12 protein-coding genes are annotated in these 12,841 nt (G+C 58.4%); 5 read left to right on the forward strand and 7 right to left on the reverse strand.

Going from position 1 to position 12,841, the window contains the following annotated elements; genetic code table 11:
• Positions 1-35: 35 nt before the first annotated feature.
• On the forward strand, positions 36-545 hold the full coding sequence (locus GJ631_RS02000; RefSeq protein WP_156707547.1) for an LUD domain-containing protein: 510 nt from the start codon (positions 36-38) through the stop codon (positions 543-545).
• On the forward strand, positions 542-2,746 hold the full coding sequence (locus tag GJ631_RS02005; protein WP_156707548.1) for an LUD domain-containing protein: 2,205 nt from the start codon (positions 542-544) through the stop codon (positions 2,744-2,746). Before GJ631_RS02000 ends, GJ631_RS02005 begins: the two co-directional genes overlap by 4 nt.
• Positions 2,747-3,339: 593 nt before the next feature.
• Here GJ631_RS02005 and GJ631_RS02010 read toward each other — a convergent pair.
• Positions 3,340-3,648 carry a hypothetical protein gene (locus GJ631_RS02010; protein ID WP_156707549.1) on the reverse strand — a complete coding sequence of 103 codons (309 nt, stop codon included), beginning with the start codon at positions 3,646-3,648 and terminating at the stop codon, positions 3,340-3,342.
• Between the two features lie 78 nt (positions 3,649-3,726).
• Between GJ631_RS02010 and GJ631_RS02015 the strand changes: the two genes are divergently transcribed.
• Entirely contained in the window at positions 3,727-4,266 is a 540-nt protein-coding gene (locus GJ631_RS02015; protein ID WP_156707550.1) for an ArsR family transcriptional regulator, read from the forward strand.
• On the opposite strand, the gene GJ631_RS02020 is transcribed toward GJ631_RS02015, so the two are convergent.
• On the reverse strand, positions 4,223-5,788 hold the full coding sequence (locus GJ631_RS02020; protein WP_156707551.1) for a hypothetical protein: 1,566 nt from the start codon (positions 5,786-5,788) through the stop codon (positions 4,223-4,225). The genes GJ631_RS02015 and GJ631_RS02020 overlap by 44 nt on opposite strands.
• 215 nt (positions 5,789-6,003) lie before the next feature.
• Between GJ631_RS02020 and GJ631_RS02025 the strand changes: the two genes are divergently transcribed.
• Both GJ631_RS02025 and GJ631_RS19345 read left to right on the forward strand, forming a co-directional pair.
• Positions 6,004-6,777, forward strand: a complete 774-nt coding sequence (locus GJ631_RS02025; protein WP_156707552.1) for a hypothetical protein — start codon at positions 6,004-6,006, stop codon at positions 6,775-6,777.
• 29 nt (positions 6,778-6,806) lie between these two features.
• Positions 6,807-7,073, forward strand: coding sequence for an ATP-binding protein (locus GJ631_RS19345; RefSeq protein WP_370518532.1), 267 nt, complete (start codon positions 6,807-6,809; stop codon positions 7,071-7,073).
• Between the two features lie 272 nt (positions 7,074-7,345).
• Here GJ631_RS19345 and GJ631_RS02035 read toward each other — a convergent pair whose 3' ends face one another.
• The 5 genes from GJ631_RS02035 to GJ631_RS19350 all read right to left on the reverse strand — a co-directional run bounded on the left by GJ631_RS02035 (position 7,346) and on the right by GJ631_RS19350 (position 12,800).
• Entirely contained in the window at positions 7,346-8,701 is a 1,356-nt protein-coding gene (locus tag GJ631_RS02035; protein ID WP_156707554.1) for an APC family permease, read from the reverse strand.
• Entirely contained in the window at positions 8,698-9,951 is a 1,254-nt protein-coding gene (locus tag GJ631_RS02040; RefSeq protein WP_156707555.1) for an alkyl sulfatase dimerization domain-containing protein, read from the reverse strand. The genes GJ631_RS02035 and GJ631_RS02040 overlap by 4 nt, the downstream gene beginning before the upstream one ends.
• Before the next feature lie 188 nt (positions 9,952-10,139).
• Positions 10,140-10,823 (reverse strand): helix-turn-helix domain-containing protein, encoded by a 684-nt coding sequence (locus GJ631_RS02045; RefSeq protein WP_156707556.1) that lies wholly within the window; start codon positions 10,821-10,823, stop codon positions 10,140-10,142.
• 104 nt (positions 10,824-10,927) lie between these two features.
• Positions 10,928-12,535 carry a sulfatase gene (locus GJ631_RS02050; RefSeq protein ID WP_156707557.1) on the reverse strand — a complete coding sequence of 536 codons (1,608 nt, stop codon included), beginning with the start codon at positions 12,533-12,535 and terminating at the stop codon, positions 10,928-10,930.
• Positions 12,528-12,800 (reverse strand): DUF1450 domain-containing protein, encoded by a 273-nt coding sequence (locus tag GJ631_RS19350; RefSeq protein WP_156707558.1) that lies wholly within the window; start codon positions 12,798-12,800, stop codon positions 12,528-12,530. Before GJ631_RS19350 ends, GJ631_RS02050 begins: the two co-directional genes overlap by 8 nt.
• Between the last annotated feature and the right edge of the window lie 41 nt (positions 12,801-12,841).

The raw sequence follows: 12,841 nt of genomic DNA on the forward strand, positions 1-12,841 counted from the left end.
TAGCCCTTTGTGACTCGCTAGGTACTATTCGATAAATGAGTACGTCCACTGTGGAAACATTCGAGTCGTCGCTCAAAGAACTAAATATTTCGATGACGCGAACGGAGCCCGCGAACTTCGAAGCGACAATAGAGTCACTCGTCAGTTCCCCGGCAGTCGGCGTCCCCCTAGACTCATATGAGGGGCTCTCGCTGTCAAACACGAGCGTCGAGACGCCGCCGACACCGCAGCTTCTCAAATCTTCAGAGACAGGCGTTACGCCGGTCGGGAAGGCGATCGCCGAGTATGGAACGCTCGTATTGGATAGCGATTCGGCCGGTACCGAGCCTGTAGGCCTCTACCCTCCACATCACGTTGGAATCGTCCGTGAGAACGACGTCCTCGAGACGGTCGACTCCGTGGGCAGACACCTCGAAAGTCGCTTTGCCGCCGGCAAATCCTCAATTTTCGCCACGGGCGTAAGCTCAACTGGTGATATGGGATCGCTCGTCGAGGGCGTCCACGGACCGAAAAATGTCGACGTCGTTCTCATCACAGACCGATGAGTTCACAACGGACGCGTCGTCGCAAGGCGGAACAGCTCCGAACCCTGCTCGAAACGCAGAGTGAGTCGATTCAGAAAAACGTCGACCACCTCAATCAGGCTCGCTACGAGGCAGTAAATCGATTTGAACGATTCGAGGAGCTTCGGAGTGAGGCCCGTAAGATCAAAGAAAACTCGATCGAGGAGCTTCCGTCATTACTAGAGACGCTTCAAGATCAGGTTGAGGCGAACGGCGGACACGTGTATCTCGCCAAGGACGCCGAGGACGCGAATCGATACATCACCAACGTTGCGGCCTCGAAGGACGCTGAGACACTCGTAAAATCGAAGTCGATGACGACTGAGGAAATCGAGGTGAACGACGCACTCGAGGAGATCGGTGTCGACGTGTGGGAGACCGACCTCGGGGAATTTGTACTCCAAGTTGCTGAAGAGGCGCCATCACATCTAGTTGGTCCCTCGTTACACAAATCCCGGGACGAGGTCGCAACGCTGTTCAACCGCGTGTTCGAACCGGACGAGCCCTTCGAGACGGCTGAGGAACTCACGGAGTTCGCTCGTGATTATCTCGGCGACCAAATTCGAGAGGCGGATATCGGAATGACTGGTGCGAACTTCATTCTCGCTGAATCGGGGACCATCACACTCGTGACAAATGAGGGGAACGCACGAAAATCGGCTGTTACACCGAACACGCATATCGCGGTCGCCGGCGTCGAGAAAGTCATTCCGAACGCCGACACACTCCAGCCGTTCGTCGAACTCATCTCGAAGACTGCGACTGGACAGGACCTCCCACAGTACGTCTCGATGCTCACACCACCAGTCGAGTCACCGACAATCGACTTCGATGAGCCCGATGCGCCGCTCGGAAGCGGAGATGCCGAACGTGAATTTCATCTCGTCCTCATTGACAACGGTCGGATGGAGATGCGTGATGATGAACAACTGAAGGAGACACTGTACTGTATTCGCTGTGGGGCGTGTGCCAACTCGTGTGGCAATTTCCAGCACGTCGGTGGTCACGCCTTCGGCGGTGAGACGTACACGGGCGGTATCGCGACCGGTTGGGAGGCCGGCATCGAAGACCTCCAGACAGCCGGGGAGTTCAACGATCTCTGTACAGGCTGTTCGCGGTGTGTAAACGCCTGTCCGGTAAAAATCGACATACCGTGGATAAATACGGTTGTCCGGGACAGACTCAACCGCGAGCGGGCACCAAGTGATTTCGAGTTCCTCGTCGAGGGACTGACGCCGGATTCAGAAGAGACGGTTGACCTTCAAAAGCGGTTCTTCGGGAATTTCGATACGGTGGCAACACTCGGGAGCGCGACTGCTCCAGTATCGAACTGGCTGGCGAATCTCGGCCCCGTCCGGGCCCTGATGGATCGCGCGTTCGGTATCGCCCCGGAACGTGACCTCCCCGAATTCAAGCGAGAAACGCTCGCCGATTGGTTTGCAAACCGAGGCTCTACGGTTCCGGAGGCAACCGCCGAGCGAACAGTCGTACTGTATCCCGACGTATACACGAATTACGTCCTCACCAACCGTGGGAAAGCCGCTATTCACACGCTGGAGGCGCTCGGTGTTCACGTGGAGCTCGCTACGCCAATCGAGAGTGGGCGTGCACCACTCTCACAAGGGATGATTCAAACAGCAACGAACCTCGCCGAAGACGTCGCTGCGGACCTCCGCCCGCATCTCGATGAGGGACGAGACCTCGTTATGATCGAACCCTCTGATTTGGCAATGGTTCGTCGTGAATACGACAAACTTCTCGATGCAGATGCTTTCGAACGTCTTTCGGAGAACAGCTACGATGTCATGGAGTACGTCTACGGACTGCTCGCAAACGGGGCTGATATTAACGAACTCGCCGAAGTGAACGATTCAATCGCCTACCACAGTCACTGTCAACAGCGAACGATGGGTGTTGACGCGTACACCGAGGCCGTTTTCGAAGAATTCGGAGTCGATTTCGTTACCTCCGATGTCGAGTGCTGTGGGATGGCAGGTAGTTTCGGCTACAAATCACAGTACTACGAACTCTCGATGGACCTCGGTTCGAACCTTGCTGAGCAGTTCGAGGGAACCGATAGAACCATCGTCGCCAGCGGGACCTCGTGTACGGAACAGTTGTCGACGCTCTTTAGACGGGAGGTCACACATCCGATCGAAGTCATAGCCCCCTCGGGGCCCTAATGGTGCCGGAGAGAGATTTCTAACTCAATCTCCGGCGAAGATACCCTCAGTGACGCCGCAGGCCTCGACATGAGGCAGAACGAGAATCTCTCAAAGCCCCAAACGACCAAGGAGTTGGAGGCATCCCGGCGGAAATTAATCTAGCACTGGAGCGAAAAGAGGTGGTCGCCCTCCGACAGTCTATGCTTTCGTCTCGGATTGGGCAGGTTCGCTCGTCTCGTCCGATTCGGAAGCGGCTCGTTCCATAGTGAAGCCAGCGATTCCGGCCGCAGTCATGCCAATCCCGGATGCTCGAAGTTGTCGGAGAAGCGCCGGTTTCGCACTGAGCTTGTCAGCGTTTTCGAAGTTCATGCCGATCATTTGCTTCGTCATTCGGATACAGAGCTGTGGGACAAGAACGAGAAGTAGCCCCTGCCCGATCATCCACAGTGCGCCGAGCCTGCGGCATTTTGAACAATCCATACACGAAATTTAGATGCTTGGAAGAATGAACCTTCCGTCGAATCCTACGTCGTGAGATCGTCGAAATTACAGGTTACGTTCTCCCTTCGCTCACGCCCCACGTCAAAAGACTCAGCAACAAAAGCGCTGAATCATTGCGGGAGACCACTTGTCGGTGGACTGTACCGAATAACATCTGGGTCCTCGTCGACGACGACACCGGATTCCTCCGGACCACCGGCGACGGCCGTCGTCGAGAAGGTAATCTGATGGTAGCCTTGCTCCTCAATATCGATTTCTACACCAGGGTCAAGGTGGTACGGATGAAACACGTCGAAGATTTTGTACTCGTCCGACGCTCCCAGATCATGATTGTCGGCCTCGCGCCAGACAGTCACGCAGACCGGTTCCTTCTCGGTGATTTCAGGAGTATTATACTCAGCTTGATCCCCATCACTCAACCTCACGTGAGGTAGTTCCCTGAGTAAAAAATATTTCCATAGGAAACATATTTTATCTTCGAGGAGAGATAGTCGTGTATGGGAACTGACTCCGGGCAACCGAGCGGCAATCACGGAGCAATTGCCGAGGCACGCGACGACTGGAAGAGTTCAACCACAGCGCTCGAACGCGTCCAACAGGTCGTCGAACAGACGACGACGCCGAAAACAGCGAGTGAAATCGCTGACGAGGCACTCGTGAGTGAGCCGACCGCTCGAAAGCATCTCAAATCGCTCGTCGAAGTCGGCACAGCAACCGCGACAGAAGAGACGGGGGCGACGACGTATGCCCGGAACGAAGATACGCTCCTCTATCGTCGGATTCGGACGCTGGCGACGGAACACACGCGAGACGAGTTGATCGAGAGCGTCCAAGGGATGAAACGCCGCATCAACGAGTTCGAAACTGAATACGACGCCGCCTCGCCTGAAGACCTTGCGACATCATTGGAAAACGACGCTCCTGACGGTGCGTGGGAGGCGGTATCCGAGTGGCAGACCGTCGAACGGAACCTACATATCGCCCAAGCCGCCATCAATTACGGTCGTGCGCGGGACCTCGGTGCAGCGACGCAGTAAATCGATGGCGGACGACATCTCCGGGCCGGTTGGCCCAATCGATTTCCCGAGCCTCCAGCAGATTCGTGACCTCCTCTTGAGCGAGGAACCGCTCGTCGAGTCCGCGACGTTCGACGACCCGGTGAACCCGACCGAACTCGTCGTCGAATTCTCGGCGGGATTGGACGCGCCGGGCCGTTTGGAGATTACGTGGTGGAAACGCGGCGCGTACCGCTACCACTATACAGAGCCTGATGGCGTTGATTTCCGGTTCGATAACCACCCGAAGGATGGAGCCCCGAACGCACATTTCCATCCACCACCAGAGGCGGGGCACGCTGAGCCGTCGTTTCTCAGCGGCGTGACCCAACCGCAAATCGTTACCCGGGCCGTAATCACTCGCTGGCGACAGGCGGTGATTGAGGGTCACGGGCTCGGGACTCTCAATCCAAACCCGGATCAATAGCTCGAAAATCATCCGGCGCGTTCCCGAGGATTCGCCGTCCCAGAAGCCGATACCGGCGGCGAAGGCGTCTTGCCAGCCCTCGGGGGCCTCGTCGGTCGGGGTGATGTCCCAGAGTTCGGCTTGCTCGTAATCCTCGGGGGGTTTCTCTCCTCCCGCCGTCGCCTCCAGGACGGTGCGGTCGGTGCCGGGGACCGGCGTCATATCGTCCGGAGAGAATTCCTCGTTGAGTGTGACGCGCTCCGGAGGCGATTGGTCACTTGCCGCCGTGTCGGCCTCACCGGATGCCTCGCCAGTATCGGTGGCTTCTGTGGTCTCTTCAGCGGCGTCGGATTGTTCGTCTGCCTCGGTGTCTTCGTTCTCTTCGTCTGCTGGTGTACCGTCGGAGCCCGATTCGCTTTCTCTCCCGCCACCGGTATCGGGGCCGTCGTCTCCTGACTCACCGGTGCCGTCAGGGTCGTCGTCGGAGTCGTCGTCTTCGCTATCTTCGTCTGATTCGGGGGTGAGTGGTGGCCCTTCGCTGGTTTCTGGGTCGTTGATTCGGATGCCGCCGTCAGTTTCGTAGAGGGTGTTTTGGTCGAGTGCGTTTTGAACGTGGGTTTCGGCGTCGTCGAGGTCTTCGAGGTCTTCGGTGCCTCGAAGCGCCATTTTGAGGAAATGGCGGTCGGTCGGTTCATCGAGTTCCGTGCCCGTGCGTTCCCATGCCCGTTTCCACTTCTCTGGGATGCCTGCTGGCGGCAGTTCGATTTTATCATCGTCCGTCGTTTGGAGGGCGCCACGACTGAGCGCGAGTTCGACGGCGGCGGTGACGATGGCTTCGTCGTTTTTCTCGTCGGTGAATGGCGGGATGTTCAGCGAGGAGACTTCTAGCAGCTGTCGGGGGAGCGGTTGGCTGGTATCGACTTCGTTGATTCGCCAGATGTTCGCCCAGATGTTCCGGTCGTCATACTGGTCGTACTCGTCGAGGATGACCTTGGGGCGTTGGTGCGGGCGTGCGAGGAAGTACCCGATGTCGCTCGGGATGAGGTGGCCGGTCTCGATGGCGGCTTTGACGGCTTCCTCATGGTCGTCGGCCGGCATCGCGACGTTAGTAAGATTCTAATGCACAATACGCCGAGGATTCCAATGTTTCTGCTGGCGATGGTGACGAGAGAATTAAGCTACATTCCCGGCCCGTTGAGTTGACCTCTCAGAATTGAAACAGCGTGAGATGAGGGGAGGGACTGACCTCGAGATTTTGATACCCTTGCTGTGTTAGTGCAAAAGAATTTAACCGTAAACTGAAAGCATGACTTGTGCCGTTTCCCACCGGAACACTGCAGCCGCGACACGGGTTTTACGCCTTCGGGTGGTTCTGTTTCGGCCTTGGAGTCGTACACTACCTCATCCAAGGGAGTGGGTTGGCCTCGGCCCTGGAAATGCTCATGGTCGTTGGGTTGTCGACGATCGTACTCTTCACAGGGTATGAGCTCTCTGAGCGTCCGGTCTCACGAGACGGCCAGTGGCGAGCGTTACTGGTCGGTGTAGTCATCGCTGGTTCGTTCGCGCTCCTGGCAGTCGCCGTCTGGGTAACGTGGTCGATAGGCGGGATTACTGCCGAGCTTAGTTTTCTCCTATCATTTGCGCCTGCGCTTGGCGCAGCCGTTGGTATTCGGGCGAGTCTCTTTGCCGTCCAATCGAACGAGCAACTAGCTGAGACGGAGGAACTCACCAAACTGCTCCGCATCAATCAGCGGGTGCTCCGGCACAACCTTAGGAACGAACTGGCGATTGCACTTGGGCACCTCGAAAACATTGAAACCGCGTCCGAAACGGACGACATCAGGCATGACGCCAACGTAATCCGCGAGCACTTGGAGGCACTTCTCGACACGACTTCTCGGACCCGGAAAATCGTCGGTATTTGGGATACCGCCGATTCAACCATCCTCAACCTGCCATCGATAATCGACACCCAGATTCAGCAGGTTCGAGAGGCTCACCAGAGTGGAACAATCTCTGCGAGCCTTCCGGAGGATGCTGGGTCACCGCCCATCCCTCCCTCCCGCTCGCGATTCGCGAGGCATTGACGAACGCGATCGAACACAACGCAGCCGATGTGTCGGTTACGGTGACGGTTGAGTGTCCCGATGACGACGGTATGGTACACCTCACGATTGCAGACACGGGCATCGGCATCCCGGAGACTGATCGGGAAGCGATTGGGCTTCCCGAAGAAACCCCGCTCACGCATACCCGGGGACTCGGATTGTGGATTCTCTACTGGACAATTCAGACGTCTGATGGCACGATCGAACTCGAGCACAACGACCCGAGTGGGACTCTCGTTCGAATCTCGCTCCCAACCGCCTCGCAATCCTCGTGAGCCACACTGGAAGGGTTGCTCTACTCGCCGCGGCACTACCGTACGTAACCTACCGAAATAGTCGGTGAAACGTGGCCGGAATTCCTGTGGAATCGGTCGGTTTGACTGCCAGTTACAGCGAGGAGGCGACGGCGGCTCCAACCCATACGAATCGTTCGTCAGAGGTCCGGCTTAGTCTCTGTTGTGTACCGAGGAGACTGTGGTCGGTGAATTAGGTTTTGAATTTTCCTGATAGCTAACTCCGGCGGCGCCAGCTCAATACTCGCGAGCTATCAGTTCAATCCAGTGAGCGCATCACCTCTCGGAGGTCGGTATCGTGCTGTTCGAGTTGCCAGACCCGAAGTCGAAAAAACCAGATAGCCGACTGCAATGTAGGCGGCGATGACGCCGACCATCAACGGTAGCCGGAGGCTTGTCACGCCAATCAGAACGAGTGAGCTCACAGCCCCGCCGATCGCAACGATCCGGATACTAAGCGGTGAAAGCGTCACGCTAGCGTTCGTGTAGCGGTCTGGAAACACCTGCGGGAGTCGCCAGAGTGCAACAGCGTTCAGGCAGTTGACCGTGAGGATAGCGATTGCAAGAAATATTGAGAGGATTACTGGCGACGGCTGGAGTGGCGCGAGGAGGAGTGGCGGCACGCCTAGTGCCAACAGCGCGATGTGCGGTGTACTGAAGCGGTCGTGGACTGCCGCGAACACGGTCGGGAAGATGCCATCATTTGCCGCCCGCATCAACGCTCTCGAAAACCCCGTATACGTCGTGCTAATCGAGGTGAAGCCCCCCGCGACCGCCCCGACGGCGAGGAGGCCAGCCAGCGGGCCGGGTAGGAACCGCTCGGCAGCCATCACGACCGCGCCGTCGCCGACGCCGAGTTCGGTATAATTGACGACGCCGACCAGAACAGCGACCAGCGCGATAAACAGCGATAACGCGATGAGTGCCGAGAGTAGCAACACCCGAGGAATCGCCTGAGAGGGGTTCTCGAGTTCGTCGCCGATGTTGGCGACCATCGAGAAACCCCGCAGCGGGAAGTACAGCGAGACGACAGCGAGCGCAAACGGCCCAACGCCGTTCGGTAACAATGGCGTGTAGTTACTGGGTTCGATATGGAAGGCGCCGGGAACGATGAAGAGGAGCATGCTCCCAATGAGCACACCAACGAACAGTAACTGAACGCGTGCAACGGGATGGATGCCAACGATGTTCAAGATGAGGAACGTCGTGAGCAGGAGATAGATCAACACGAGGTCTGGCGTGGCCACGAAGAGGCCGACGTACTCCGCGAACCCGACCCCGATGAACAGCAGCCCTGCCCAGACGCCAGGGAGGATCAGCCACGGTAAGAGGAATCCCGCAAACGGGTGAACGAGCCGCGAGGCATAAATGTAGTTCCCACCCGTCGTCGGAATCGCAGAGCCGAGTTGATACGTGATGCCGATACCGAAGACCAGCGGAATCGCCGCGAGCAGGATCCCGAAGATGACGACGGGCCCGGCGTCCGCAGCCAGCGGCCCCGGGAGCGTGAAAATACTGATACCGATGACGTTCCCCACCACGAGCCCCGTTGCCCCGATCACTGACACTGCACCGCGATCCAAACCGAACGTATCGAAGGTGTCCGTCATCGGAACGGCCTCCCTTCAGCCGCGTACTCGGCTGCGGCCGCATAGATATTCTGTGCCATGAGGTTGGTTGTCGCTTCAGCACGCTGTTCGTATACCGTCTCAACGACCGCTTGGACGTCTGCATCAGCCGGTGCAGCCTCAAGGGCAACATCTGCGAGGTGGCAGGCGAGCCGGTAGTTATCACTCGCGAGGCGTTCCTCGATGCGGTCTAGTAGTGGCTCAATACCGCCGATGAGCGCGACGAACTCGGCGGCTCGGTCGTCCCTTGCTGCGGGGCGGAGCTCACTGGGTCGTCCGGACCACCAGCCACCATAGTAGCGAAGGACGTTCCGAACGATGAATTCACTATCATCGTAGACCTCTGCGAGCCATGGCTCGTCCGAGTCGGGCTCCGGGAGTTCGACCTCGTGGATGATGTCGACGTGGGGTGGCGACCCATCATTGAGTACCTCAAGCGTTCGGTCAACGATCGTCTCGAGGTACGTTGCTCCTGAGAGCAGTCTCTCCCGGATTGCTTCGGCGTCATCGACAACCGGTGGGCCATGACCTGGACACATGGTTGCTGGGCCTACGCCAGCCATTTCACGGAGCACATCCGCCCACTCCCACGGGTAGCGCTGGACTTTCTGTGGATTGCCAGCGTTTGGCGCCACGTTGACGAAGAAGTCCCCGGTACAGAGGACATCCCGCTCGGGACAATACACCCAGGTGTGATCGTCGGTCTCGCCGCGGCCGTGGTGCAATTCAAACGTGATGTCGCCAACGTTGATGGTGAGTTCGTCACGATACAGGGTTGTTGGCGGATGGTCAGGCCACCCGAAGCGACTCTCCTCGGCATCCGCCTCCGAAGGTGAGGCGGTCCCGCCGAATTGCCGACTGTTGATGGCTTCGTTATGCCCCGCAGTACGTTGATATCGATCGAACCGCTCGGGCATCGCTGCATGAGCAATCACCCGCGGGGGTTCCTGGTCGTCGCGAAGGTATGCATCAAGGCCGAAGGCGTGATCGAGATGGCCATGCGTATAGATAGCAGTGTGGACAGGGGCATCCGTCCGTTCGCGGAGTTGGGTAGCGATTGCGTCAGATTCACTCCCGAGTCCGGTGTCAACGAGTACGAGGCCCTCGCTCGTCTCAAAGGCCGTGACGCTACTAAACCCGGCACAGTGATACGTTCGTTCGGCGACGGTACTCACCTCACGGTCGCTGTTGAACATCTCGATGCCGTATGGACTGCGGTTGGCGGCTGGCATACCGGGGGTGTGAGTGTGCGTGACTAACGCTAATCCCTTTCTATAGACAGGTATTTAAGTAGGGGTAAACTGATCCACTGAATTTTCTCGTGACGGATCCGGTCGATAACAGGGCGTAGAAATAGGATATCGGAAGTATCGGCGGTATCAGAGCAACGAAACTGAGCTGGCGACGAACGCAGTGATCGTCAGTCTCCGGGGATTGGATTCGTCTCGGTGTGACTGGCAAGCAGTTCTCCGACAATTTGGTTCTCGATTCGACGAAGGATTTCGCCCGCGTTCGTCGGTGAGCAGTCCAGTTCTGCGGCAATATCACCATAAGTCGCCTCGCGCGGCTGCCGGTAATACCCGAGGGCGTAGGCCGTCTTGAGGACCTCGCGCTGGCGATGACTCAAGTTCAATAACAGCTGGTTGGGGTTGGGCGTGTGATCGCCCACACGCGTGATAGTCGCCGAGAGTTCATCGGGCGTCGACCGAAGCGCCTCTTGGAGATCGTCCTCCTCACCGACCAGCGTGACTTCGACCTGGCCGCCGTCCTGTACGATAATCGGGTCGTCGATGACGAGCCCATACCGTTCGGGTGCTCCGAGGAGACGCTTGATAATCGGCGATGGCTCGAAGTGGATGTATGCGAACGCTGACTCACCGCTCTGGACGACATCGTAGCTCGTTGCGATGTCCGTCGTTTCGAGGACCTCCCGTACTTTTTCGGCTTCCCCTTCCAATTCGTACAGGTAGATAGCCTGGCCGTCGGCGACTAACTGTTGGGAGTGGACCGCAACGCGTGTGATGTCGTCCGCTTGAGCGAAGGCCCCACCGAGCGATTGGAACCAGCCGTCTGGATGACGGAAGACAATCGTGACGAACCGCATATCCTCTGATTAGCCCCAGACTGTATTAACGCTCGGGCGGCTCACCGACCGCTGCTCGGAGACCAGTACCCACGTGGATTCGACGTGGGATCCTGCTTTGCGGCTCATTGGGACACTCCGTACTGCTCGTAGGCCTCATCAGGCGCAGCCACCTCATCTAGGGCCTCTCGCAATACGTCCTCCAGTTCCGACTGTCTTTCCGGCACTTCATCGATGATGTTCCGTGACTGGGCGGGATCGGCATCGGTGTCGTACAGTCGTGGCTCGCGAAGGAGCGAGGCGGAGGGGTACCGCTGTCGCCACACCGGGACATCTGTGTACGGGAGGAACGCACCTGCTTCGGGATCGTCGTAGCCGCTCGTCGGTGTGAACGGGCTCTGGGCACTCATCTGCGTTGTCGAGTAGTTGTACAACGGCACATCCTCTTGGATTGGCACCATGTACGTATGCGTCCCGTCAGTGACGTTGATATCCGAGTGCCACCAACCGTAGAGCGCCATCTCGCGGTGTTGTTCCGTCTCTCCCTCGATAAGCGGCAGGAGACTCCGGCTGTGCGGTGCGTCGCCATCATTCCCGGTCAATAGCTCAAGGACCGTCGCGTGCAAGTCGACGGCCGACGTCAACGCCTCAACAGTCTCGCCGAGCCGCGGACTGTCCGGATGCCAGACGAAAAGCGGCGTCCGCGCAACGAGATCGAAGTCGGGGCTCATCTTTCCGACCCAGCCGTGTTCGCCTAACAGGAACCCGTGGTCTGCGGTGATGACGACGGCTGTCTCCTCCCAGAGGTCGTTGCGGTCAAGCGCGTCGAAAAGTTCACCGAGCCAGGTGTCGACCATCGTCACCTTCCCGGCGAACTGTGAGCGGACGAATGCTAGCTCACGATCGGTCAGCTCCGCTTGGCCACGGTCAACGCGGCCATAGTACGGCCACACCGGAAGGTCGGGATTTCGCGGGTCCTCGTCGGTGTACATCGAGGCATACGGCTCCGGACAGTGGAAGGGTTCGTGGACGTCGAATTCGTCAACACGGAGCAGCCACTGCGCCCACTCGGTATTGGCGTCGAGCCACTCAGCCGCTCGCGAGAACACTTTCGCTGCGAAGAAGTCCGTCTCATCGTCGTCGTCGAATCTCGCGACGTTGCGGACGTACTTCCAGCGCGGCCGATAGTGCTGGAGATCGTACGCGTCGAGGACGTGGTTGGGGTTGGCGGCGGCGTCTGTTACCTCGGCGGTAGATTCGTTACGCCCGCCGTCAAGGTCGTAGCCGACTTGTCGAAGCAAATCGGGGTCGGGGTCGTACGGAGCGGTCTTCCAGAGGTCGTCCTCGTGGCCACGAACGAACTCGAAGCCGTGGTAATCCTCGTAGTAGCCACTGGAGCCGTGCTGGAAGAGGTGGAAGTGGTCTGTAAGCAGCTTCGTGAGTACCCCTGCATTTCGGGCCTTCTCGGCAAGCGTTGTGTCGTAGGCTTCGAGTGGGCCCCACCCGCGCCACAGGAACTCCTGGATGCCGGTGTCCCATTCCCGACGCGCCGGCATGCACGGGAGGCTCCCCGCGTAGTGGGTGTCGAAGGTAATCGCGCGGTCGGCGAAGCGATCCAGATTCGGCGTCGCAACGTCGAGATCTGCAACCCAGTCGAATGGCGTGCCGTAGGCGCCTAACATATCCCGCCGCAGACTGTCGATTGAGACGAAGAGGACGTTCAGGTCACTCATGGGCGCTGTCCTCCTGCAGGCTGTCGATGAGCGCTCGATGGCTGACCCCTTGGATTACGTCGCCGTCGACGACGAGGAAGGGCGTTGCATAGCAGATCCCACATTGCTGGAGGCAATACTGCATTTCGACATCAGTGTCGCTGGCGGCGAGTTCTCGGTGCTCGTCGACGGTTACGTTGTCGAGACAGCATTCGATGAGTCTGTCCGTCTGATTCGGGTGACTCGTGGTGTTACAGCCGGAGTGGTTGCCCTCGGATTGAGGCATGCAGGGAGGCAGTCGGGAACGGACTAACGACGATTCCTTCG

This window comes from Natronomonas sp. CBA1123 (assembly GCF_009741925.1).
Lineage (GTDB): Archaea > Halobacteriota > Halobacteria > Halobacteriales > Haloarculaceae > Natronomonas.

Coding starts and splice junctions, on each gene's coding strand:
- GJ631_RS02000 (WP_156707547.1), top strand. CDS start 36: ATGAGTACGTCCACTGTGGAAACATTCGAGTCGTCGCTCAAAGAACTA.
- GJ631_RS02005 (WP_156707548.1), top strand. CDS start 542: ATGAGTTCACAACGGACGCGTCGTCGCAAGGCGGAACAGCTCCGAACC.
- GJ631_RS02015 (WP_156707550.1), top strand. CDS start 3,727: ATGGGAACTGACTCCGGGCAACCGAGCGGCAATCACGGAGCAATTGCC.
- GJ631_RS02020 (WP_156707551.1), bottom strand. CDS start 5,788: ATGCCGGCCGACGACCATGAGGAAGCCGTCAAAGCCGCCATCGAGACC.
- GJ631_RS02035 (WP_156707554.1), bottom strand. CDS start 8,701: ATGACGGACACCTTCGATACGTTCGGTTTGGATCGCGGTGCAGTGTCA.
- GJ631_RS02040 (WP_156707555.1), bottom strand. CDS start 9,951: ATGCCAGCCGCCAACCGCAGTCCATACGGCATCGAGATGTTCAACAGC.
- GJ631_RS02045 (WP_156707556.1), bottom strand. CDS start 10,823: ATGCGGTTCGTCACGATTGTCTTCCGTCATCCAGACGGCTGGTTCCAA.
- GJ631_RS02050 (WP_156707557.1), bottom strand. CDS start 12,535: ATGAGTGACCTGAACGTCCTCTTCGTCTCAATCGACAGTCTGCGGCGG.
- GJ631_RS19350 (WP_156707558.1), bottom strand. CDS start 12,800: ATGCCTCAATCCGAGGGCAACCACTCCGGCTGTAACACCACGAGTCAC.